Below are 22,709 nucleotides of genomic sequence, written 5' to 3' on the forward strand. Positions count from 1 at the left end.
ACGATGGCAACCGCCACGCCGTGCAGGTGGTCGGCTACGGCAAGGCCGGGATCATCACGGAAGCGAGCATCGACGGCGGCACGGGTCAGTACCGGGGGTACAGGCTTGATGCCATCGCGAACTCGGTGCTGAAGCCCTACGAACCCTCTCCCGTAGGGGGGAGAGGGATTGTTTGCGTCGCGGATTTTTCGAAGGGGAGCAAACCATGATCGGACGCCTGAATCACGTCGCCATCGCGGTCCGCGATCTCGACGCCGCCTGCGCCATCTACCGGGACACCCTCGGGGCCACGGTCACCGAGCCGCTGCCGCAGCCCGAGCATGGGGTCACGGTGGTCTTCGTGAACCTGCCCAACAGCAAGGTCGAACTGATGTCGCCGCTGGGCGAGGGCTCGCCGATCGAGAGCTTCGTCGAGCGCAACCCCAATGGCGGCGTCCACCACGTCTGCTACGAGGTCGACGACATCATCGTGGCCCGCGACAAGCTCAAGGCCCAGGGCGCCCGCGTCCTCGGCACCGGCGAGCCGAAGATCGGCGCCCACGGCAAGCCCGTGCTGTTCCTCCATCCGAAGGACTTTCTCGGCACCCTGGTCGAGCTGGAGCAGGTCTGAGCCGGATGGGTCCCGTCCTCCAGGCCCTGGCCGCCACCACCCTGCGCACCCTCGCGGTGATCGCCCTGGTGCTGGCCGCCGTCGTCGCGCTGGCCGTGAGCCTGTTCAAGCTCACGGTGTTCGGCGCCATGGCGCTCTATTTCGTGGTCTGGTGGACGCTGCTCTTCGTCATCCTGCCCCTGCGCAATCAGGTCGAGGACGACCCGGCGCGCATCGTGCCGGGACAGGACCCGGGCGCGCCGGCTGCCCCACGCCTGCGCGAGAAGGCCATCCTCACCACGCTCCTGTCGAGCGTGGTCTTCCTGCTGGCGATCCAGGTATTCGAACTGGCCGGACTCTGACGCAGACATCCCGGGGCGACGTCGACTTCTATGAACGCGCGTCCGTGAAAGGCTTGCTCGCTGATCGGACATAAAAAAAGCAAGGCCTAAGCCTTGCTTTATGAAGATGGTAACTGGCTCAGCCTCGATTGTCTCACGCATTGCTTACGGCGTGGCGGCTGAAATTCCTCCCGAGACTCGGACCGTGCGGCGCCGCTGCTTGGCGGCGCGTCCATCACGGAGGCGCTTATAGGAACAACAATTCTCATTGTCACCTCCCCTGTGAGATATTCCTGCGCTTTTCTACCGGAACGGCGGAAGGGGCTCGCGCGGGCCCCGGTGGGACGATGTCCAAAAGCCACGCCCGCTTCCCGTATCGTCCAGCCACGCTTGTCTTTTCCCGGTGCAATGTGTTGTGTGCCCCAGCGTGCCGCCGACCCGCTGGCGCGCTGTTTCCAGGGCCTCCCATGCGTCTCTCCCGCTACTTCCTGCCGACCTTGCGCGAGACGCCCAAGGAGGCCGAGATCGTCTCCCACCGCCTCATGCTGCGCGCGGGGCTCGTGCGTCAGGAAGCCGCCGGCATCTACGCGTGGCTGCCGCTGGGTCTGCGGGTCCTGAACAAGGTCTGCGCGGTCATTCGCGAGGAGCAGGACCGGGCGGGCGCCATCGAGATCCTGATGCCGACCATCCAGTCGGCCGAGCTCTGGCGGGAATCCGGCCGCTACGAGGCCTACGGCAAGGAGATGCTCCGCATCGCCGACCGCCACGACCGCGAGATGCTGTTCGGGCCCACCGCCGAGGAGGTCGTCACCGAGATTTTTCGCGGTAGCGTGCGGTCCTACAAGGACCTGCCCAAGAACCTCTATCAGATCTCCTGGAAGTTCCGCGACGAGGTCCGGCCGCGCTTCGGCACCATGCGCTCGCGCGAGTTCCTGATGAAGGACGCCTATTCCTTCGACATCGACCAGGCCGCCGCCCGCCACGCCTACAACCGGATGTTCGTGGCCTACCTGCGCACCTTCGCGGGCCTCGGCCTCAAGGCGATCCCCATGCGGGCCGATACGGGCCCGATCGGTGGCGATCTCAGCCACGAGTTCATCATCCTGGCCCAGACCGGCGAGAGCGAAGTCTACTGCGACAGCCAGTACCTCGACTTCGAGATTCCGCCCGTCACCACCGATTTCGAGGACGTCGCCGGGCTCCAGGGCACCGTCGACCGCTGGACGTCGCTCTACGCCGCCACCTCCGAGATGCACGAGCCGGCGGCCTTCGCCGAGGTGCAGGCCGACAAGCAGATGGCCGCGCGCGGCATCGAGGTCGGGCACATCTTCTACTTCGGCACCAAGTATTCCGAGCCGATGGGCGCCAAGGTCACCGGCCCCGACGGCGTCGAGCGCCCGGTCCACATGGGCTCCTACGGCATCGGCCCGAGCCGGCTGGTGGCGGCGATCATCGAGGCCTCCCACGACGAGGCCGGCATCGTCTGGCCCGACGCGGTGGCGCCCTTCGACGTCGCGCTGATCAACCTGAAGACCGGCGACGCCGCCACCGATGCCGCCTGCGCGGAGATCCAGACGACGCTCGAGGCCGCCGGCCTCAGCGTGCTCTACGACGACCGCGACGAGCGCCCGGGCGCCAAGTTCGCCACCGCCGACCTCATCGGCCTGCCCTGGCAGGTCATCGTCGGGCCGCGCGGCCTCGCCGAGGGCAAGGTCGAGCTCAAGCGCCGGGCCGGGGGTGAGCGCGAGACCATCGCGCCGATCGACCTCCTCTCCCGCCTGAAGCGGATCTGAGGCGCATCATGGCGGGGGCCCTGACGGACAGGCTGGCGGGACTCCGCGCCCGGTTCAGGCGTGGGAGCACGCCGCCCTTCGCCGGTTTCGAGTGGATCATCGCGGGGCGCTATCTGCGGGCGCGGCGGCGCGGCGGCGGCGTCTCCGTGGTGGCGTTCTTCTCGCTGCTGGGCATCACCCTCGGGGTGGCCACGCTGATCATCGTGCTCTCGGTGATGAACGGGTTTCGGACCGAGCTCCTGTCGAAGATCGTGGGCATCAACGGCCACGTCTTCGTCTCGCCGATCGACAAGCTCTTCACGGATTACGCCGACCTCTCCGAGCGCCTGTCCAAGGTCGCCGGGGTTCGCGCGGCGATTCCCCTGGTCGAGGGGCAGGCCTTCGCCTCCTCGCCCTTCGGCGGGGCGGGCAGCGGCGTGCTGGTCCGGGGCATCCGGGGCGAGGACCTGACGAAGATCGGCGCCATCGCGGACAACATCAAGGGCGGCACCCTGGAGGGCTTCGACGACGGGTCGGGCGTCGCCCTGGGCCGGCGGCTCGCCGAATCCCTCGGCGTCCAGGCCGGCGACCAGCTCAACCTGCTCACCCCGAAGGGCGCCTCGACCCCCTTCGGCACCGCGCCGCGCACCAAGGGCTACACCGTCAAGGCGATCTTCGAGATCGGCATGACCGAGTTCGACTCGACCTTCGTGTTCATGCCGCTCTCGGAGGCGCAGGCCTTCTTCAACCGGGACGCCGATGTCAGCCTGATCGAGATCTATCTGGACAACGCCGAGACCGTGGCGGCCATGCGGCCCGACCTCGAGATGGCCGCCGAGCGCCCGGTGCTCCTCACCGACTGGCGTCAGCGCAACCGGACCTTCTTCGGCGCCCTGGAGGTGGAGCGGAACGTGATGTTCCTCATCCTCAGCCTGATCGTCGTTGTGGCGACCCTGAACATCATCTCGGGGCTGATCCTGCTGGTGCGCGACAAGTCGAGCGACATCGCCATCCTGCGGACCATGGGGGCGACGCCCGGCACCATCATGCGGGTGTTCCTCATCAACGGCGCGCTGATCGGCGTCGTCGGCACCCTGAGCGGTCTGGCCCTGGGCGTCCTGATCACGATGAACATCAAGGGCATCCAGCGGGTGCTGTTCCCCTCCGCCTGGGATCCGACCGTGCGCTTCCTCGCCGAGATCCCGGCCGAGATGAACGCCAACGAGATCACCGTGGTGGTCGTCACCTCCATCGCCCTGTCGCTGATCGCGACGCTGTACCCCTCATGGCGCGCCGCCCGGCTCGATCCGGTGCAGGCCCTGCGCTACGGCTGACGCCATCGCCCCGGATCGCTCAGGGTCCGGAGCGGCGGGTCCGGAATCATGAGCCCGACACGAGGACACCCATGACCACGAATGCCGAGGCGCCCGGCGCGCAGCCGGTCCCGGCCCTGTTCTTCGCCAAGGTGGAGCGCCGCTACGCGCAAGGGGCCGGCGCCCTTGAGATCCTGCGCGGCGCCGACCTCGCGATCTGGCCCGGCGAGCTCGTCGCCCTGGTGGCCCCCTCGGGGGCGGGCAAGAGCACGCTCCTGCACCTCGCCGGCCTGCTGGAACGTCCGGATGGCGGAGAGGTCTATATCGGCGGCATGCCGACCGCCGCCCTGGCGGATGGCGAGCGCACCCGCCTGCGCCGCGAGGAGATGGGCTTCGTCTACCAGTTCCATCACCTGCTGCCCGAGTTCTCGGCCCTCGAGAACGTGGTCATGCCCCAGCTCATCCGGGGCCTCTCGAACCGCGAGGCCAGGCTGAGGGCGACGGAGCTCCTCAGCTTCCTCGGCCTGAAGGAGCGCCTCGTACACCGGCCGGCCGAACTGTCCGGCGGCGAGCAGCAGCGGGTCGCCATCGCCCGCGCCGTCGCCAACGGTCCGCGCCTGCTGCTCGCCGACGAGCCCACCGGCAACCTCGACCCGCACACCGCTGCCCACGTCTTCGGCATCCTGGTTTCGCTGGTGCGCGCCTCCGGCCTCGCGGCGCTGATCGCCACGCACAACATGGAGCTCGCCGCCCGCATGGACCGGCGCGTGACCATCCGCGACGGCCTGATCGAGCAATTGCCCTGATCCCGTAAGGCGGCCGCGTCAGCCGGTGAGCATCGCCTCGATGCGGTCGCAGGCGGAGGACACGCCGTCCTCCCCCGCCATGCGCTCGCGGACCTGGCGGCAGCGCCGGGCGACCTCCGGCGAGGCGAGCAGGCTGTCGAGCCGCCGCGCCGCGCGCGCCGGTGTGAAGCGGCGCCGGCTCAGGCTCGCGCCGAGCCCCAGGCGCCGGACCCGCTCCGCCTCGTCGAAGTGATCGAAGGCCACGGGCACGATGAGCTGGGGCGTGCCCGCCGCCAGGGCCTGCGCCACGGTGCCGATGCCGCCGTGATGGATCAGGGCGGCGCTGCGCGGCAGGAGCGCGCTCAAGGGCGCGTAGGGCACGTGGATCACGCCCGCGGGAAGGTCGGGCGGCACCTGCCCGTCCTGCGGCGAGAGCAGGATGCCGCGCCGGCCCATGTGCTCGCACAGGGCGACCGCGGTCGAGAAGAAGCGCTGCGCCTTCCGCATGGCCGAGCCGTAGGTGAAGACCAGGGGCGGTGATCCCTCGGCCAGGACGGATTCCAGCTCCGGGCTCAGGGTCTGCGCGTCGCCGAGCCGGTCCACGATCGGAAAGCCGGTCTGCACCGCCTGGGGCAGCCAATCCGGCTGGGGCGCCGCGAACCAGTCCGGGAACATCAGCAGCACCCGGGAGGGGCTGTTCCACCAATAGCGGAGCCGACGCACCGGACCGAGGTCGAGGCGTGCGCGCAGGGCGTTCAGGGGCGGCAGGGCGGCCGGGCCGATGAGGTAGCGGTCCGCTCCCCGCCCGAGCCAGTGGCGCACCCGGGAGGGCATCAGCCCGGCGAGCCCGAGGCCCGGCAGGAGCGGTGCGGCGTGCCGGCTCTCCACCAGGAGCGGCATGGCGTGGACGGTGATGAGGTTCAGGCCGAGTTTCTCCTGCGCGATCCGCGCACCGAGGCTGAGGCTGGAGGCCACCACGAGGCTCCCGCGCAGGCGTCGATGCTGTTGCGCCAGCCAATGGTAGGTCTGCTCGGTGAGGTCCGACAAGCCGCCGAACAGAGTGCCGACCCCACGGCGTGGGTGCCAGAGGTCCGGCTCCCGCATCGCCCGCTCGTAGGCGGCGCGCGTACCGAGCCCGTGGAACGGTACGCCGGCGCGGCGGGCCAGCCCTTCGAAGGGAGCGGGAGCGGCGAGGACGACGCCGTGCCCGCGGCGAATCAGTTCCACGCCGAGGGCGAGGATGGGTAGGACGTCTCCGTGTGAACCGACGGCCACGAGGTGGATCTGCATCTGGAGCGGTCCGTGCGGGTACTCCCCGGCTCGGATGTAATATACTTCTCTGAGGCGAATTTTCAATCAAAATGCAGTGAATGACTCACCTATTCGTGATATATAACAATTGATAAGAGAATAGTGCATCATTCAACCAGTTTGCGCGGGAGCGTCGGCCACCACGCGCCGCCCGCGTAAACCCTTAACCATGCGACGGAGGACGCTCGTTATAGGCTTTACATAGAACAAAACAGGAACAAAGATCGGCACGTCAACGGGAGGCGAGGCCGATGTTCAAGCGAATGATCCTGACGGGCGCGGTCGAGTTCATGGCCTTTGGATTGCTGGCGGTATCGATCGCCGCCTGGGCCATCGCCCTGTCGCCCTTGCGGTAGCGTTGCGCCAGGGGCACAGGATGCGGCCAGTCCACAGCCGAAGGCATCCGCGCTCCGGTTTCTCATGGATTGGAAACCACGACTCGGGCTGTTGAGGTCCCATGGCACGCATCCTCAAAGACCCCGGCTACGTCCACCTTCACGCCCATTCCTCCTATTCCCTGCTCGAGGGCGCCCTGAAGGTCGGCGATCTCGTGAAGGCCGCGGCGGCCGACCAGCAGCCGGCGCTGGCGCTCACCGACACCAACAACCTGTTCGGGGCCCTGGAATTCTCCGAGAAGGCCGCGGGCGCCGGCATCCAGCCCATCGCGGGCATCCAGCTCACCGTCGCCTTCGAGGCGCCCGACCCCATGGCCCGCGTGGCCCAGGCGCAGGCCGGCAACGCCAACATCGTGCTGCTGGCCCAGGACGAGGCCGGCTATGGCAATCTGCTGCGGCTGGCGAGCCGCGCCTATTTCGATGGCGCGCTCGGCGATTCGCCCCGCGTCGACGTCGCGGCCCTGGCCGAATCGAGCCGGGGCCTGATCGCGCTCACGGGCGGCTCCACCGGGCCCCTCGACTGTGCTCTGCGCATGGGTCGGGCCGAGTTGGCCGCAAAGCGCCTGGCGCAGCTCAAGGCCGCCTTCGGCGAGGACAGCCTCTACGTCGAGATCCTGCGCCACGGCCTGCCCGACGAGCGCATGGTGGAGCGGGAATTGCTCCGTCTTGCCGAGTCCAACGGTCTTTCGGTGGTGGCGGCCAACGAGCCGTTCTTCGCCAAGACGGGCGATTACGACGCCCACGACGCCCTGCTGGCCATCGCGGATGGACGCCTCGTCTCGGACGAACGCCGCCGCAAGCTGACCCCGCGCCACGGCTTCACCTCGCGGGCGGAGATGGCCAAGCTCTTCGCCGATCTGCCGGACGCGCTCCAGGCCACCGTCGAGATCGCCATGCGCTGCGCCTATCGCGTGCGCACCCGCAAGCCGATCCTGCCCAATTTCGGCGTCGTGGCCGCCCTCGACGCGGCCGCCCCCGAGATCGAGGCCGCTCCGCCCCTCGACGAGCCGGCGGAACTGCGACGGCAGGCGCAAGCCGGCCTCGAACTGCGTCTGACCCAGCACGGCACCGCGCCGGGGATGACCGAACAGGTCTACCGCGACCGGCTCGCCTTCGAGCTCGACGTCATCGTTGGCATGAAGTTTCCCGGCTACTTCCTCATCGTGTCGGACTTCATCAAGTGGGCCAAGGACCACGACATCCCGGTGGGGCCGGGGCGCGGCTCGGGCGCCGGCTCCCTGGTGGCGTGGTCGCTCCTCATCACCGATCTCGACCCGCTCCGCTTCGGGCTGCTGTTCGAGCGCTTCCTGAACCCCGAGCGCGTCTCGATGCCGGATTTCGACATCGATTTCTGCGTCGAGGGCCGCGAGCGCGTCATCCAATACGTGCAGCAGCGCTACGGCGAGCGGCAGGTGGCGCAGATCATCACCTTCGGTACGCTGCTCGCCCGCGGCGTGCTGCGCGACGTCGGCCGCGTCCTGGAGATGCCCTATGGGCAGGTCGACAAGCTGACCAAGCTCGTGCCCCAGAACCCGGCCAACCCCGTCACCCTGGTCCAGGCCATCGAGGGCGAGCCGAAGCTCCAGCAGGCCATCGAGGAGGAGCCCATCGTCGCCCGCCTCATGGAGATCTCGAAGAAGCTCGAGGGCCTGCACCGGCACGCCTCGACCCACGCCGCCGGCGTGGTCATCGGCGACCGGCCCCTGGAAGAACTGGTGCCCCTCTACCGCGACCCGAAGACGGGCATGCGGGTGACCCAGTTCAACATGAAGTGGGTCGAGAACGCGGGCCTCGTGAAGTTCGACTTCCTGGGCCTGAAGACCCTGACGCTCCTGCGCTGCTGCACGGACTTCCTGGCCAAGCGCGGCATCATCGTCGATCTCGCCTCGCTGCCCCTCGACAACGAGGCCACGTACTTGCCGATGAAGCGCGGCGAGACGGTCGGTGTGTTCCAGGTGGAATCGGCGGGCATGCGCAAGGCGCTGGTCGAGATGCAGGCCGACCGTTTCGAGGACATCATCGCCCTCGTGGCCCTCTACCGCCCGGGCCCGATGGCCAACATCCCGGTCTACTGCGAGCGCAAGCTCGGGCGCGACGCCGGCAACGAGGCGAGCTGGTACCCGCACGAGAAGCTGGAGCCGATCCTGCGCGAGACCTTCGGCATCATCGTCTACCAGGAACAGGTGATGGAGGTGGCCAAGGTCCTGGCCGGCTACTCGCTCGGCGAGGCCGACATGCTCCGCCGCGCCATGGGCAAGAAGATCAAGGCCGAGATGGACGCGCAGCGCGACCGCTTCGTGAAGGGTTGCATCGAGCGCGATCTCACCAAGGCCAAGGCCGACGAGATCTTCGACCTGCTCGCCAAGTTCGCCGATTACGGCTTCAACAAGTCACACGCCGCCGCCTACGCCCTGCTGACCTACCAGACCGCCTATCTCAAGGCGAACCATCCGGTGGAGTTCCTGGCCGCCGCGATGCAGCTCGACATCGACGTCACCGACAAGCTCGCCGAGTTCCGCCAGGACGCCCAGCGCCTCGGAATCGCCGTGGAGCCCCCCTCCATCAACACCTCCGGTGTTGGCTTCGAGGTGCGCGAGGGCCGCATCCACTACGCGCTGGCGGCGATCAAGGGCGTCGGGCGCGGCGCCGTCGAGGCCCTGATCGAGGCGCGGGGCGACCGGCCGTTCAAGGACCTCGCCTGCCTCGCGCGCCGGCTCAACCCGCGCATGCTCAACAAGCGCACCCTGGAGAACCTCGTGGCGGCCGGCGCCATGGACACGATCGAGCCGGATCGCGCCCGGGCCTGTGCGGCCATCGAGCCGATGATGAAGCTCGCGCAAGGGGCGGCGGAGGCGGCCAGTACCGGCATCGAGGACATGTTCGGGGGCATCACCGCCGCCGACGTGACCCTGCGGGTGCCGCCCCACGATCCCTGGCCCATGGCCGACAAGCTGAAGAAGGAATACGAGGCGATCGGCTTCTTCCTGTCGGGCCATCCGCTGGACGAGTACGGCGACCTCCTGGGCAAGCTCAGGGTCCAGACCTGGGCCGAGTTCTGCCGGGCGGTGCGCGCGGGCACCACCAGCGTGGGGCGGGTGGCCGCCTCCGTCCTCGACCGCTCCGAGCGCCGGACCAAGACCGGCAACAAGCTCGGCATCGTCATCCTGTCGGACCAGACCGGGCATTTCGAGGCGATCATCTTCTCGGAAGGCCTCGGCCAGTACCGCGAGATCCTGGAGCCGGGCCGCCCCCTGGTGCTCCAGCTCCAGGCCAACCTGGAGGGCGAGGACGTGCGCGCCCGCATCATGACCGCCGAGCCCCTCGACGTGGCGGTGGCCCGCCACCAGAAAGGGATGCGCGTCTACCTGAAGGACGAGCGCCCGATCCCGAGCGTCCAGCAGCGCCTTCAGGTTCGCGGCGAGGGCGAGGTCTCGCTGATCCTCCTCCTCGACGGCGACCGCGAGGTCGAGGTCAAGCTGCCGGGCAAGTACCAGGCCACCCCGCAGATCGCGGGCGCCATCCGGGCGGTCCCGGGGGTGGTGCAGGTGGACGTGAACTGAGGGCCGGTAGCCTCCCTGCGCGGCTCGCCCGGGTTGCTAAACCCGAGCGAGCCGCCGCGAACGTCAGGCCGCCCGGATCGCGGCGAGGAAGTCCTCAACCTCGGACCGCACGTTCACCGATTGGGTCGCGAGTTCGCCGGCCGCCGCGAGCACCTGCTGGGCGGCGGAGCCCGTCTCAGCGGAGGAGGCGAGGACGCGGGTGACGTTCACCGAGACCTCCTGAGTGCCGCGGGCGGCCTCGGCCGCATTGCGCGAGATCTCGCTCGTGGCCGCCGTCTGCTGCTCCACCGTGTCGGCGATGCTTCCGGTGATGGAATTGACCGACACGATGGTCTGCCCGATCTGCCGGATCGCCGCGACGGATTGGGCGGTGGCCTGCTGGATGGCGGTGATCTGACCGGCGATCTGATCGGTCGCCCGCGCGGTCTGGCCCGCGAGCTCCTTCACTTCGGCGGCGACCACCGCGAAGCCCCGACCCGCCTCGCCGGCCCGCGCCGCCTCGATGGTGGCGTTGAGCGCCAGGAGATTGGTCTGGCTGGCGATGCTGGAGATGAGCGTCACCGCCTCTCCGATCTTCTCGGCCGCGTGGGTCAGGCTCGCCATCGAGGCGTTCGTTGCCTCCGCCTCGCGGGCGGCGGCACCGGCGGCGCTGCTGGATTGCTGCACCTGACGCTCGATCTCGTGAAGCGAGGCCACCATCTCCTCGGCGGCCGCCGCCACGGTCTGCACGTTCGCGGAGGTCTCCTCGGCAGCGGCGCTCGACGCGATCGCCTGGCCGTTGGTGCTGTCGGCCACCTGGGTCATGGAACGGGCCGTGGCGTCGAGTTCGGTCGCCGCCGCGGTGACGATGCCGATGGCACCCGCAATGTTCTCTTCGAAGCCGCGCACGAGCTGATCAACGCGGTCGGCGCGGCGCTGCCGGGCGGATTGCTCCGAGACCTGCTGCGCCTCGAGTTCGATGCGCGCGATCGCGTTCTGCCGGAACACGTCGACGGCCCCCGCCATTCGGCCCATCTCGTCCACCGCGTCCTGCGAGGGAACCGTGATCTGGGTCTCGCCGGCGGCGAGCCGGCTCATCGCCCGGGTCATGCCGGAGATCGGGCCGATGATGCTGCGTGCGATCAGCACGGCGAGGGCGCCGCCCAGCGCGAGGGCCAGGGCGATCAGGGTCATCTGGATCACGCGGGCCCGGCTCACGCTCGCCTCGGTGGTGGCCGCGATCTCGGCCACGGCCGCCTCGATCTTGCTGCGCACCGCGAGCCCCGCCTGCTCGACCGACGCCATGTGCGGCTTGATGGTGTCGTCGTAGGCCACGCGCGTCGCCTCGATGGCGGCGACCGCACCGTTGAAGGCGCCGATGTAGGACGCGACGGTCTCCTGCAGCAGCCGGGTCGCCGAACCGAACTCGCCGCTCGCGTCGAGGTCCCGCAGGGCCTTGAGGGCGGCCTCGACCTTGACGCTCTGGGCCGCGAAGGTCGCGGGTCCCTGCGGGTCGCGGGTAGCCAGGAAGCGCCAGTTGGCGACCCGCATCAGGAGCACGGCGCTCTCGATGTTCGCAGCCTGGGCGACCTGCGCGGCGTTCCCCTTGTGGCGCACCTCCGACAGCAGCGTGGTGCTCGCACGCGTCAGCGCATCGCCGATCTTGAACAGCTTGTCCTTGCTCTCGGCCAGCATCTGGCCGGCCCGACCCAGGCGTTGGATGTCGTCCTGGATGGCCCGCGTCTGGTCGCGCATGCTGGCATAGGTCGCGCGCCGCTCGTCCGACAGGGCGATCTCGACCTGCCGCTGCAGCAGATCGGTCATGGCCTGGCGCGCCTGCTCCATCTGCCCGAGGCGGGCGGGGGCCTGCGTCGCCTGGAAATCCAGTGCCAGCCCTGACAGGCGTTCACCGAGGCCATTGACCGAGAAGACGTTACGCGCGCCTTCGTCCAGAACCGCGCGGCGCGTGTAATCGTCGACGACGGATGACAGCTGATACTGGGCGAAGAGCCCGAGGCCGCCGGTAATCAACATCAGACTACCGAAGCCTGCATAGAGGCGAGACCTGATGCCGAATTTCATCGACTGTGTTCCTATTTATTTGTATTCTGAGCGTCTACTCTCCCATAAAGGCACTAATTAAGGGTTATGTGACGGAACGGTCACGGACGATTGCCTCGGATGGTGCATCATGCGGCGACAGGCGGGCGCGCAGGCGCTCGGCGACCAGTGCCTGGACGCCCAGCAGGTGCGGGCAGTGGATGCCCTCCTGCAGACAGGCGGCCACCGTGCGCAGCAGGTACTCGGCACTGGGCCCCAGATGCCCGGCGCCGGTGGCGATCACGTCGGCGATCGCCGCCTCGGAGAGGGAGCCGGTGTAGCGGTCGCTCTCCGGGTTCACCAGGAAGGTGAGGGCCTGGACCGTGCCGGCCGCCGTCTCCACCGGCACCCAGCGCCCGAGATAGCCGTTGCCGCGCATCTCGCGGCGCCAGACCGGCATCAGGGTCTCGGCGGCCTCCGGCCCGGTGAGCCGGAAGGCGACGCCCTCGCACGAGCCGCCCGCATCCAGCGCCAGGACCAGGCCGGGCCGCTCGACGCTGCCGCGGAACCGCCGCTGCAGGAGGCAGAACCGCCGGTGATAGCCGTGGACCGTCCCGACGCGGCGCTCCGAATAGGCGAATTCCGGCCGCCAGATCAGTGAGCCGTAGCCGAACACCCAGAGCCCTTCGGCGGGCATCGGGCGGGCCGCCAGGGCGGCGGCGAGACCGGGACGAAGTTCGGCGTCGCTGAGCAGGGCCAGCGCCGTGGCGTCGTCGGCCACCGGGCTCGGATGCGCGCGGGCGATGAGGTCGAGGCTGAGGTCGAGAACGGGGGCCGGCATGGCTCCAACGAACCATCGCGAACGCCGTCGTGCAAGCGGCCGGCGCCCGTCGCGTTCCCGGGTCGAACGGCGCCGCCCCGCCGAGGGGCGTCCGGCCGTCTCCGGCGGCCTCAGTTCCTGGCGTTCGCCAGCGTCTCGAGTTCCGGCAGCGGATCGGTGCGGTGGCCCTCGCAGACTTCGGTGTCATCGTCCACGATCGCGAGGATGCCGGCCTTGTCCTGGATCACCACCTTGGGCCGCTCGGCCTTGCCGAAGGTGCGCCCCTTCATCCGGCTCGACACGCAGTAGAGCGTGCGCCCCTCGTCGGCGAACGGCTTCGAGACCCGGCTGTGCTCGAACCGCACCGGGATCAGCGAGACGGCGCCGAACGCGGTCTGCCGCAGGGCCAGGGCGGCGAGGCGCTCGTTCAGGGACGCGGTGGGGGAGGGGGCGGTAAGCCCCGCGCGGGGGCCGCAACCGGCGAGGCCGGAGGCGAGCATGACCGCAAGAAGCGCCGGGCGCAGGCCGCGCCCGCAGCGGAGAGAAAATGACACAGGCGGCCGACCTCGATTCGCAAGTCCGGCAAGCCTAGCCGTATTCCCGCCCTGCGCGAGTCTTTTCCCGGCTGCAATCGGCGCTGTCCCGCCACGTTTGCAACCTGCCGGCGGCGCCCTAAGACAGGCCGATGCAATGGACCGACGAAGGCTTGGTGCTCGGCCTGCGCCGGCAGGGCGAGACCAGCGTCATCCTCGAACTCATGACCCGGGACCATGGCCGGCATCTCGGCCTCGTGCATGGCGGCCGCTCGCGCCGGATGCAGCCGGTGCTCCAGGCGGGCAACCGGGTCCAGGCCACCTGGAGGGCCCGCCTCGACGAGAGTCTCGGCGCCTTCGCGGTCGAGCCCGTCGAATCCGCCGCCGCCCGGCTGATGGGCTCCGGCCTTGCCCTCTACGGCATGAGCCACCTCGCCGGGCTGCTGCGCCTGCTGCCCGAGCGCGATCCCCATCCCGAACTCTTCGCGGCGGCGGGCCTCCTCGTCACCCATCTGCACGATGCCGACATCGCCCCGCCCCTGATGGTGCGGTTCGAACTCGCGATCCTGGCCGAACTCGGCTTCGGGCTCGACCTCTCGGCCTGCGCGGCCACGGGGGGCAACGACGCGCTGATCTACGTCTCGCCCCGCAGCGGCCGGGCGGTGAGCGCCTCGGCCGGCGAGCCCTATCGCGACAAACTCCTGGCCCTACCCGAGTTTCTCCGCGCCCGCGAGCCCGGCGCGCTTCTGCCGATGACACCGGACGCCCGGGCCGTTACCGAGGGGTTTACCTTGACGGGGTATTTCCTCGACCAGCACATCTGGGGGCCGCGCGCGATTCCGGCCTCGGCCGAGCGCGCGCGCTTCGTTGCATTGGGCACGCGGACCGCCTAAATCTCGTTCGTGTTTTGTTCTGATTTGGGTCCCCTGCGGCCCGGGAGTTCGCCATGGGCCAGCCCTTCGAGCCGCCATCGAGTCCCGACGGCATCGAGAGCGTCGAGCTGAAGACCGCGCTGGAGGATCGCTACCTCGCCTACGCGCTCTCGACGATCATGCACCGGGCGCTGCCGGATGCCCGCGACGGGCTCAAGCCCGTGCACCGCCGCATCCTGTTCGCCATGCGGCTCCTGAAGCTCGACCCGACCTCGGCCTTCAAGAAATGCGCCCGCATCGTCGGCGACGTCATCGGCAAGTATCACCCCCACGGCGACACGGCGGCCTACGACGCCCTGGTGCGCATGGCGCAGGACTTCGCGCAGCGCTACCCGCTCGTCGACGGGCAGGGCAATTTCGGCAACATCGACGGCGATAACGCCGCCGCCCAGCGCTACACCGAGGCCCGGATGACGGAGGTGGCGCGCCTCCTCCTCGAAGGCCTCGACGACGATTCGGTGGATTTCCGCCCGAACTACGACGGGCAGGAGGAGGAGCCGGTGGTGCTCCCCGCCGCCTTCCCGAACCTGCTCGCCAACGGCAGCCAGGGCATCGCGGTCGGCATGGCGACCTCGATCCCGCCCCACAACGCGGCCGAGCTCTGCGACGCGGCCCTCTACCTCATCACCCATCCGGAGGCGACCTCGGCCCAGCTCCTCACCTTCGTGAAGGGGCCGGACTTTCCCACCGGCGGCATCCTCATCGACAGCGCCGAATCGATCACCGAGGCCTACCGCACCGGGCGCGGCGGCTTTCGGGTGCGCGCCCGCTGGGCGAAGGAGGATCTGGGGCGCGGCACCTGGACCATCGTAGTCACGGAGATCCCCTACGGGGTCCAGAAGGCCCGCCTGATCGAGAAGCTCGCCGAGCTGCTGCAGGAGCGCAAGCTCCCGCTGCTCGCCGACGTGCGCGACGAATCGGCGGAGGACGTGCGCATCGTGCTGGAGCCGCGCGCCCGCAACGTCGACCCCGTCATCCTGATGGAATCGCTGTTCCGGCTCACCGAGCTCGAATCGCGCATCTCGCTCAACATGAACGTGCTGGTGGGCGGGCTCGTGCCCCGCGTCATCGGCCTCGCCGAGGCTCTGCGCGAGTGGCTCGACCACCGCCGCGTCGTGCTCCAGCGCCGCTCGCGCCACCGTCTCGGCCAGATCGATCGGCGCCTGGAGATCCTGGGCGGCCTGCTCATCGTCTATCTCGACCTCGACGAGGTGATCCGCATCATCCGCGAGGAGGACGAGCCGAAGCCCGCCCTGATGAAGCGCTTCGAGCTCACCGAAGTGCAGGCCAACGCCATCCTCGACACCCGCCTGCGCTCCTTGCGCAAGCTCGAGGAGATGGAGATGAAGCGCGAGCTCGACGCGCTGACGTTGGAGAAGGACGGGATCGAAGGCCTGCTCGGCTCCGACAAGCTGCAATGGGCCGACATCACCAAACAGATCCGCGCGGTGAAGAAGACCTTCGGCCCCGAGACCAAGATCGGCGCCCGGCGCACCACCCTGGAGAACCCGCCCGACACCGCCGGCATCGATTTTGCCGCCGCCATGGTGGAGCGCGAGCCCATTACGGTGATCGTCTCCAACAAGGGCTGGATCCGCGCCCTCAAGGGCCACGTCGCCGACCTCTCCGGCGTCGCCTTCAAGGGGGACGATGGGTTGAAGCTCGCCTTCCCGAGCGAGACCACGGCCAAGCTCCTGGTGCTCGCCTCGAACGGCAAGGTGTTCACCCTGGAGGCCGCCAAGTTGCCCGGCGGGCGCGGCTTCGGCGACCCGATCCGCCTCATGGTGGATTTCGACGACGGCACCGAGATCGTCGCCGCCATCCCCTATCAGCCGGGCGCGAAGGTCCTGGTCGCGGCCACCGACGGGCGCGGCTTCCTGGCGCCGGCCGATGCGCTGGTCGCCAACACCCGCAAGGGCAAGGGCATCATGGGCCTCGACGCGCCGGCGACGGCCGCCGTGCTGGTGCCGGCGGCCGGCGACCACGTGGCCGTGTGCAGCGCCGACCGGCTGATGCTGGTGTTCCCTTTAAGCGAACTGCCCGAGATGGTGCGCGGCAAGGGCGTACGCCTGCAGCGCTGCCGCCAGACCACGCTCACCGACGCCCACGTCTTCACCCTCGCCGAGGGCCTGCCCTGGCGCGAGGCCGGCGGCGAGGCGCGCCTCGCCAACGCGAGCATCCTGGAGAAGTGGATGGGTCACCGGGCCGAGGCCGGCACGCTGATGACCCGCAGCTTCCCGAAATTCGAGCGGTTCGGGAAGTAGGAGGGGTCGGTGAGGCCGGACGCGATGCCTCCCGCTTGATCCGACCAGCCCGGGCGCCGATATTCGAAGCTTGTTCCGACGCGACGAGAGACGACGTCCATGGCCGATGCCGCGACACCGCTGACGCCCGATCTCGAGGAGCAACTCGGGCGTATTCGGCGCGCGCGTGAGGAAAGTGAAAAATTCGTTGCCGAGCAGAGGAAGCTCATGGCTGAAGCCATGAAGCTTGAGCGTGACCGGATGCTGGCGCCGTGGCAGATCGCGTTGTCAGGAATGGCGGCCGGGGCTGCGCTGTTCGGCGCGGGCGCGGCCTTCATCAAGATCCTCGGACCTTGAAAAGATTGCCCAGCCCAATGCGACGAGGGCCAGGACCATTCAGGCTCACGTGAGCGATGCCTGATGAACGCCTCCCCGGGCGGAGAGGCATCCCCATATCACGAAACGATCAGCGGCGGCGGAACTGGCCGCGCATGGGCGGGCGGGGACCCGAGGAACGCTCGTCCTTGTGCCGGAACACGAGGCGGCCCTTTTCCAGGTCGTAGGGCGACATCTCGACGGTGACGCGGTCGCCGGCCAGAGTCTTGATGCGGTTCTTCTTCATCTTGCCGGCCGTGTAGGCCACGATCTCGTGGCCCTGATCGAGCTGCACGCGGTAACGCGCGTCCGGCAGGATCTCGATCACGAGACCATCGAACTGCATCAACTCTTCTTTGGCCATCCACACTCTCCAGCCGGACGGCCTGAAAAGGGGCGACCCGGGACACAAAACGAAGCCGTTCGGCAAAACGCGGCGGGCGGCGGGTCCGATCCCATCGGATGCGCAACACCGGCGAGCGTTGCCCCGACATAATGTCCGCGCGGTCCGGAAGCAAGCATTTCCCGAGTCCGACCCTTCCCGATGGTGGCGCGCCCGCGGTCCCGCCGGGGATGGGCTCCCCCGGGTCTCACGGCGCGTCGGCGTCGTTCCCCGCGTAATCGATGCGTCCGTCCGGCGTCCGCCGCCAGACCTGCAGGCCGAAGGCGGGGCGGCGCGGATCGACCCTGAGGTCGCCCTTGCCGTCGAAGGCGACCTCGCCGAGGAGCGTCCGGACCGTTCCGCCCTGGCGCAGGTAGGCGGCGACCGCCCGGGCCTCGGGGGTCCGCGCACCCTCCACGCCCTGGCGCAGCACCTCGACCGCGGCATACGCCCTTGCCGCCACCGCATCGGCCTCGGGCGTCCGGGGGACCCGGGCGCCCTTCGGGTCCGGCAGCTTCCGGGGCTCCGGCGACAGGGTCATCACCGTGCCCTCCGCCGCCGGTCCGGCCGCCTGCGGGAAGGCCGGGTCGGCGAGCCCGTCGCTGCCCACCAGGGGGACGTTCAGCCCGGCCTCCCGCAGGCCGCGCAGGAGCAGGGCCGCCTCGGCCCCGAGGCCGCCGAAATAGACCGCCTCGACCCGCGCCCGCTTCAGCCGCGCGACGAGGGCGCCGGCGTCCCGCTCGCCGCGCGGCAGGGTCTCGAAGGCGACCTCGGGCTGGCCCTGGGCCTTCAGGAGGCGGGCGACTTCCTCGGCGAGGCCGCGTCCGAACGGGCTCTTGTCGTGAACGAGGCCGATGCGCTGCCCGGGATGGCGCCGGAGGAGGTAGGCGGCGGCCGCCGCGGCCTGCTCGCCGTCGTTCGGCACGGTGCGGAAGACGTTCCAGAGGCCCTTGGCCGTCAGCCCCGGAAAGCCGCTCCCCGGCAGGATCGCGACGATACCCGCATCGGCGTAGGCGGGCAGCGCCAGACCGGCGGCCCCGGCATTGAAGGGGCCGACGACGAGACCGACCCGCTCGGTCGCGAAGCGCTGGGCCACCGCGAGGCCCTGCTTGCCGTCGCCCGCATCGTCCGCCACCACGAGGACGAGGCGCTGCCCGTTGACGCCGCCCGCCCGGTTGAGATCCGCCACCGCCTGCTCCGCCCCGAGGCGCAGACCCTGTCCGAAGGCCGCGTCCGGGCCGGTGAGCGGCGCCGACAGCCCGATCCGCACCTGCGCCTCGGCGTGGCCGCAGGCGAGGCAGGCCGCGAGGGCGAGGATCGCGGCGCGTGAGGCGGACGGGAGGGCTGGCATCGGCGCGGTGGGTCCGGTTCTCGGGGCGAAGGCACTGGGAACGAGATCGGACCCAGGCTGATCCGGCGCCCAGGATAAGCCCGCTCCGTCGGTGCGGGAAGTCACGCCGCGTGCCCGCTCGCCGCACCGCCGCATTGCCACGGCGGCGCGGGAGCTTACCTCAGCGAGACGTGTTTTAAAGTTCGCGGGCTCGACCCGCGCGCGGCGGCGACGCATCGCCCGCTCCCGGAGTTCGCCAGCCCATGCTGTCCAACGAGACCGACATCCTGGCCGCCGCCGAGGCCTGGCGCCGCGAGGGGCGCGGGGTGGCGCTCGCCACCGTGATCGAGACCTGGGGCTCGGCGCCGCGTCCGGTGGGAAGCCACCTCGTCGTGGACGACGCGGGCAACTTCCTCGGCTCGGTCTCCGGCGGCTGCGTCGAGGGGGCGGTCATCACCGAGAGCCTCGATGCGATCGCCGACGGGTGCGCCCGGACGATCGCGTTCGGCGTCGCCGACGAGACGGCATGGCAGGTCGGCCTGTCCTGCGGCGGGCGCATCCGCGTCTTTGTCGAACCCGTGGCCTGAGGCGCCGGCATGCGACTCGACACCCTCGCCACCCTCAACGCGGAGCGCGCCGCGCGCCGGGCCGCGATCCTGGTGACCGACCTCGACGGCGGCGCCCAGCGCGTGGTGCGCGAGGCCGAGATCGCCGCCGATCCCCTCGCCGACCTCCTGGCGCGGCACCTCGCCTCGGGCCGGAGCGGCCTCGTGGAGGCCGGGGGGCGCACGCTGTTCCTCACCGTGCAGGCTCCGCCCGTGCGCCTCGTCGTGATCGGCGCCGTGCATATCAGCCAGGCCCTGTGCCCGATGGCGCGCGCCCTCGACCTCGCGGTCACCGTCATCGATCCGCGCACGGCCTTCGCGACGCCCGAGCGCTTTCCGGGGATCGACCTCGTGACGCACTGGCCCGACGATGCCTTCGCGGGACCGGTCGCGCCCCTCGACCGCTACTGCGCCGTGGCGGCCCTGACCCACGACCCCAAGATCGACGACCCCGCCCTCGCCGCCGCGCTCAGGGCGGAGTGCTTCTACGTGGGCGCCCTCGGCTCGCGCAAAACCCACGCGGCCCGCGTCGCCCGGCTGGTCGGGGCCGGGTTCAGTGAGGCCGCGATCGGCCGGATCGCGGCGCCGATCGGCCTCGATATCGGCGCCGTCAGCCCGGCCGAGATCGCGGTCTCGATCCTGGCCCAGGTCGTCGCCGCGCAGCGCGCCCCGCGCACCGGGGCACCTGCGTGAAGTTCGGGACGGTGCCGACCCGCGAGGCCGGCGGCCTCATCGCCGCCCATACGGTGCGGGCGCACGACGTCACCCTGCGCAAGGGCCTGGTCATCCCCGCCGAGGATGCGGCGCGCCTCGCGGCGGGGGGCCTGTCCGAACTCGTCGCCGTCACCCTCGAGCCCGGGGACGTGGGGGAGGATGCGGCGGCCGAGCGCCTCGCCGCGCACCTGGCCGGCCCGCACCTCACCCGCGAGCCGCCGTTCACCGGGCGCTGCAACCTGCACGCCGCCACGGCCGGGCTGCTGCGGATCGACCGCGCGGCCATCGACGCGGTCAACGGCATCGACGAGGCGATCACGGTGGCGACGCTGCCCGCCCACAAGCCGGTGGTGACCGGCGAGATGGTGGCCACGATCAAGATCATTCCGTACGCGGTCTCGGGCGAGGCCCTGGGTCGCGCCTGCCGCGCCGCGCCCGAGGGGGTCCTCGGCGTCGCGCCCTATCGTCTGCGCCGGATCGGGGTCGTCTCCACGCTCCTGCCCGGGCTCAAGCCGGCGACCATCGACAAGACCCTGGCCAATTTGCGCCGCCGCCTCGCCCCGACCGGGGCCGAACTCGTCACCGATGCCCGCGTTCCGCACCGCGCGGAAAGCCTGGCCGGGGCGATCGGCGCGGCGATCCGGGAAGACCGGGCCGAACTCGTCGTGGTGTTCGGCGCCTCGGCCATCGCCGACCGCCGCGACGTGATCCCCAGCGCCATCGAGGCGGCCGGCGGGCGTGTGGAGCATCTCGGCATGCCGGTGGACCCCGGCAATCTCCTCCTCGTGGGCGGGGTCGGCGACGTGCCGGTGATCGGCGCGCCCGGCTGCGCCCGCTCGCCCAAGGAGAACGGGTTCGACTGGGTGCTGCACCGGCTGCTCGCCGGCCTCGCGGTCACCCGGGCGGATATCGTCGCCCTCGGCGTCGGCGGCCTCCTGATGGAGATCGTCTCGCGGCCCCAGCCCCGCTCCGGCGGCGACCCGGCCCAGGATACCGAGGGCGAGGACGATGCCTGACCTCGGCCTCATCCTCCTCGCCGCCGGGCGCGGCACCCGCTTCGGGGCGGACCCCAAGCTCCTGCAGCCCCTCGCGGGGCGACCCCTCGTGCGCCATGCCGCCGAAGCCGCCATCGGCGCGGGCCTCGGCCCGGTCGTGGCGGTGCTGGGGGCCCATGCCGACCGGGTCGGGATGGCCCTCGACGGGCTCGACCTCGTGCGCGTGCCGAACCCGGCCCACGCGGAGGGTCTCTCGACCTCGCTCCGGGCGGGCCTCGCGGCCCTCCCGGCCGATCTCGCGGTGGTCCTCGTGCTCCTCGGCGACATGCCGCGCGTGACCACCCGCCACCTGACCGCCCTCGCGGAGGCGTTCCGCCGCGCGGACCCGGTCCCGTCCGCCGTGGTGCCGGTCCATGCCGGACAGCGCGGCAACCCGGTTCTGCTCAACCGCCAGCGCCTGGGTCCCGCCCTCGCGCGCCTCACCGGCGACCAGGGAGCGGGGCGCCTGCTCGCGGGCCGCGACGACGTGCTCGAACTCGCGATGGATGCGGGCGTGACCCTCGACGTCGATACCCCGGCGGCCCTGGCCGCCCTCGGGTGAGCGTTCAGCCCCGCGCCGCGCCGCCTTTGGCGCCGGATTTGGAATCGGACCGGCACCGGTCCGAGCAGTAGCGGACCTCGTCCCAGACCCGCTCCCACTTCTTGCGCCACGCGAAGGGCTTGCCGCACTGGGCGCAGATCTTGGTGGGCAGGTCGCCCTTCTTGCGCATCCGCGCCATGGTTTGTCGCCCGATCGCATTCGGAAACGAAGAGGGGGGCTACCGCCCCAGATGCCCGGCCTCCGTGGCGGGGACCGGGCTCCAGCGGTTGAGCTGGATGTAGCCATCGCGGGCCGCCACGACGATGTGGCGCCGGTAGCGGTGCACGACGCTGCCGGGCGTGTGCCGGTGCGCCTCGCGCCAGCCCTCGGCTTCCGCCACGTAGACCCGCGTCTCGCCCACCCGGGCCAGGGTCTCGATGGTGCCGAAGGCCCGCACCCGGCGCAGGATGGCCTCGACCTCGGCCCGGAAATCCAGGGTGCGGTCCGCATCCGTCACCCGCGGCCAGTAGGACCCCGCGCCCTGCGGCACGGGGGTCTTCCAGAGGGCCGGCAGATCGCGGGCGATGGGCCCGGCGGCGATGCGGCGCGCGGCCATCTGGCACTTCGCCAGCAGGGATTCGTGGGTCTCCCGCTCACTCAGCGGGAAGCGCTCCTGGGCCAGGATGTCGCCGGTGTCGAAGCCGTCCTCGGCCAGGACGTGGGCGGTGACGCCCCATTCGGGCTGCCCGTCGCTGATCGCCTTGAACAGGGGGTAGGGCCCGCGGCCCATGGGAAGCGGCGAGGGATGGAAGTTCAACCCGTAGGCCGCAGCATCGCGCCAGCCGCGCACGAGCCAGGGATAGCCGGCCACGACCAGCGCCCAGTCCCGCCCGTGCGCCTCCGCCAGGGCGGCGAGATCCTCCGGCTTCATCCGCGAGATCTGCATCGGCACGCGATGGCGGCGCGCGCTCGCCACCACGGCCTCGTTGTGGTCGTAGATCCCGTCGCAGGGCCGGGTGAACAGCTTGATCGGCGGCCAGCCCGCCCCGACCAGGGCCTCGAACACGCCGCCGAGGAAATCGATGCCGGCAAAGGCGAACTTCATGCGGCTCCCA

22 protein-coding genes are annotated in these 22,709 nt (G+C 70.4%); 14 read left to right on the top strand and 8 right to left on the bottom strand.

The window, feature by feature from the left end:
- The 6 genes from MKK58_RS01530 to MKK58_RS01555 all read left to right on the top strand — a co-directional run.
- Positions 1-209 (top strand): hypothetical protein (locus MKK58_RS01530; protein WP_243910435.1); only part of this gene is annotated, 209 nt, incomplete at its 5' end.
- Positions 206-610 carry a methylmalonyl-CoA epimerase gene (gene mce, locus MKK58_RS01535; RefSeq protein ID WP_238280738.1) on the top strand — a complete coding sequence of 135 codons (405 nt, stop codon included), beginning with the start codon at positions 206-208 and terminating at the stop codon, positions 608-610. The genes MKK58_RS01530 and mce, both read left to right, overlap by 4 nt.
- Before the next feature lie 5 nt (positions 611-615).
- A complete protein-coding gene (locus tag MKK58_RS01540; protein WP_243910436.1) occupies positions 616-951 on the top strand; it encodes a DUF1467 family protein in 336 nt (111 codons plus the stop codon).
- A gap of 446 nt (positions 952-1,397) precedes the next feature.
- On the top strand, positions 1,398-2,723 hold the full coding sequence (gene proS / locus MKK58_RS01545) for a proline--tRNA ligase (protein ID WP_243910437.1): 1,326 nt from the start codon (positions 1,398-1,400) through the stop codon (positions 2,721-2,723).
- 8 nt (positions 2,724-2,731) lie between these two features.
- Positions 2,732-4,036, top strand: coding sequence for a lipoprotein-releasing ABC transporter permease subunit (locus tag MKK58_RS01550; protein ID WP_243910438.1), 1,305 nt, complete (start codon positions 2,732-2,734; stop codon positions 4,034-4,036).
- A 71-nt stretch (positions 4,037-4,107) separates the two neighbouring features.
- Positions 4,108-4,821 (top strand): ABC transporter ATP-binding protein, encoded by a 714-nt coding sequence (locus MKK58_RS01555; protein WP_243910439.1) that lies wholly within the window; start codon positions 4,108-4,110, stop codon positions 4,819-4,821.
- Positions 4,822-4,839: 18 nt separating this feature from the next.
- On the opposite strand, the gene MKK58_RS01560 is transcribed toward MKK58_RS01555, so the two are convergent.
- Entirely contained in the window at positions 4,840-6,090 is a 1,251-nt protein-coding gene (locus MKK58_RS01560) for a glycosyltransferase (protein WP_243910440.1), read from the bottom strand.
- 478 nt (positions 6,091-6,568) lie between these two features.
- Here MKK58_RS01560 and dnaE point away from each other — a divergent pair, with 478 nt between their 5' ends.
- A complete protein-coding gene (gene dnaE, locus MKK58_RS01565) occupies positions 6,569-10,066 on the top strand; it encodes a DNA polymerase III subunit alpha (protein WP_243910441.1) in 3,498 nt (1,165 codons plus the stop codon).
- A 63-nt stretch (positions 10,067-10,129) separates the two neighbouring features.
- On the opposite strand, the gene MKK58_RS01570 is transcribed toward dnaE, so the two are convergent.
- The 3 genes from MKK58_RS01570 to MKK58_RS01580 form a co-directional block, all read right to left on the bottom strand.
- Complete coding sequence (locus MKK58_RS01570) at positions 10,130-12,127, bottom strand: methyl-accepting chemotaxis protein (RefSeq protein WP_243910442.1); 1,998 nt, start codon at positions 12,125-12,127, stop codon at positions 10,130-10,132.
- 64 nt (positions 12,128-12,191) lie between these two features.
- Positions 12,192-12,926, bottom strand: coding sequence for a gamma-glutamylcyclotransferase (locus tag MKK58_RS01575; RefSeq protein WP_243910443.1), 735 nt, complete (start codon positions 12,924-12,926; stop codon positions 12,192-12,194).
- A gap of 110 nt (positions 12,927-13,036) precedes the next feature.
- Positions 13,037-13,459, bottom strand: a complete 423-nt coding sequence (locus MKK58_RS01580; protein WP_409565162.1) for a hypothetical protein — start codon at positions 13,457-13,459, stop codon at positions 13,037-13,039.
- A 131-nt stretch (positions 13,460-13,590) separates the two neighbouring features.
- On the opposite strand from MKK58_RS01580, the gene recO reads away from it, so the two are divergent.
- The 3 genes from recO to MKK58_RS01595 all read left to right on the top strand — a co-directional run bounded on the left by recO (position 13,591) and on the right by MKK58_RS01595 (position 16,970).
- Positions 13,591-14,331: a DNA repair protein RecO gene (gene recO, locus MKK58_RS01585; RefSeq protein WP_243910444.1), complete on the top strand. Its 741-nt coding sequence runs from the start codon at positions 13,591-13,593 to the stop codon at positions 14,329-14,331.
- A 53-nt stretch (positions 14,332-14,384) separates the two neighbouring features.
- On the top strand, positions 14,385-16,634 hold the full coding sequence (gene parC, locus MKK58_RS01590; protein WP_243910445.1) for a DNA topoisomerase IV subunit A: 2,250 nt from the start codon (positions 14,385-14,387) through the stop codon (positions 16,632-16,634).
- A 99-nt stretch (positions 16,635-16,733) separates the two neighbouring features.
- On the top strand, positions 16,734-16,970 hold the full coding sequence (locus tag MKK58_RS01595) for a hypothetical protein (RefSeq protein ID WP_243910446.1): 237 nt from the start codon (positions 16,734-16,736) through the stop codon (positions 16,968-16,970).
- A gap of 109 nt (positions 16,971-17,079) precedes the next feature.
- Here MKK58_RS01595 and infA read toward each other — a convergent pair whose 3' ends face one another.
- Positions 17,080-17,352 carry a translation initiation factor IF-1 gene (gene infA, locus MKK58_RS01600; protein ID WP_056178999.1) on the bottom strand — a complete coding sequence of 91 codons (273 nt, stop codon included), beginning with the start codon at positions 17,350-17,352 and terminating at the stop codon, positions 17,080-17,082.
- 226 nt (positions 17,353-17,578) lie between these two features.
- Positions 17,579-18,721 (bottom strand): branched-chain amino acid ABC transporter substrate-binding protein, encoded by a 1,143-nt coding sequence (locus tag MKK58_RS01605; protein ID WP_243910447.1) that lies wholly within the window; start codon positions 18,719-18,721, stop codon positions 17,579-17,581.
- A gap of 242 nt (positions 18,722-18,963) precedes the next feature.
- Here MKK58_RS01605 and MKK58_RS01610 point away from each other — a divergent pair, with 242 nt between their 5' ends.
- From MKK58_RS01610 to MKK58_RS01625, 4 genes are read left to right on the top strand one after another with little or no spacing between them, the layout of a single operon-like run.
- Positions 18,964-19,287: an XdhC family protein gene (locus MKK58_RS01610; protein ID WP_243910448.1), complete on the top strand. Its 324-nt coding sequence runs from the start codon at positions 18,964-18,966 to the stop codon at positions 19,285-19,287.
- Between the two features lie 9 nt (positions 19,288-19,296).
- Positions 19,297-19,998, top strand: coding sequence for an XdhC family protein (locus MKK58_RS01615; RefSeq protein WP_243910449.1), 702 nt, complete (start codon positions 19,297-19,299; stop codon positions 19,996-19,998).
- Positions 19,995-21,035, top strand: coding sequence for a molybdopterin-binding protein (locus MKK58_RS01620; RefSeq protein WP_243910450.1), 1,041 nt, complete (start codon positions 19,995-19,997; stop codon positions 21,033-21,035). Before MKK58_RS01615 ends, MKK58_RS01620 begins: the two co-directional genes overlap by 4 nt.
- Positions 21,028-21,615, top strand: coding sequence for an NTP transferase domain-containing protein (locus MKK58_RS01625; RefSeq protein ID WP_243910451.1), 588 nt, complete (start codon positions 21,028-21,030; stop codon positions 21,613-21,615). Before MKK58_RS01620 ends, MKK58_RS01625 begins: the two co-directional genes overlap by 8 nt.
- A gap of 4 nt (positions 21,616-21,619) precedes the next feature.
- Here MKK58_RS01625 and MKK58_RS01630 read toward each other — a convergent pair whose 3' ends face one another.
- Together MKK58_RS01630 and MKK58_RS01635 are read right to left on the bottom strand one after the other, a co-directional pair.
- A complete protein-coding gene (locus MKK58_RS01630; protein ID WP_243910452.1) occupies positions 21,620-21,793 on the bottom strand; it encodes a DUF2256 domain-containing protein in 174 nt (57 codons plus the stop codon).
- Positions 21,794-21,832: 39 nt separating this feature from the next.
- The gene (locus MKK58_RS01635) at positions 21,833-22,699 is read right to left on the bottom strand and encodes a methionyl-tRNA formyltransferase (RefSeq protein WP_243910453.1); all 867 of its coding nucleotides are present in this window, start codon (positions 22,697-22,699) and stop codon (positions 21,833-21,835) included.
- Positions 22,700-22,709 lie beyond the last annotated feature (10 nt).

The organism is Methylobacterium sp. J-078 (assembly GCF_022829285.1).
In the GTDB taxonomy this organism is placed as follows: Bacteria; Pseudomonadota; Alphaproteobacteria; order Rhizobiales; family Beijerinckiaceae; genus Methylobacterium.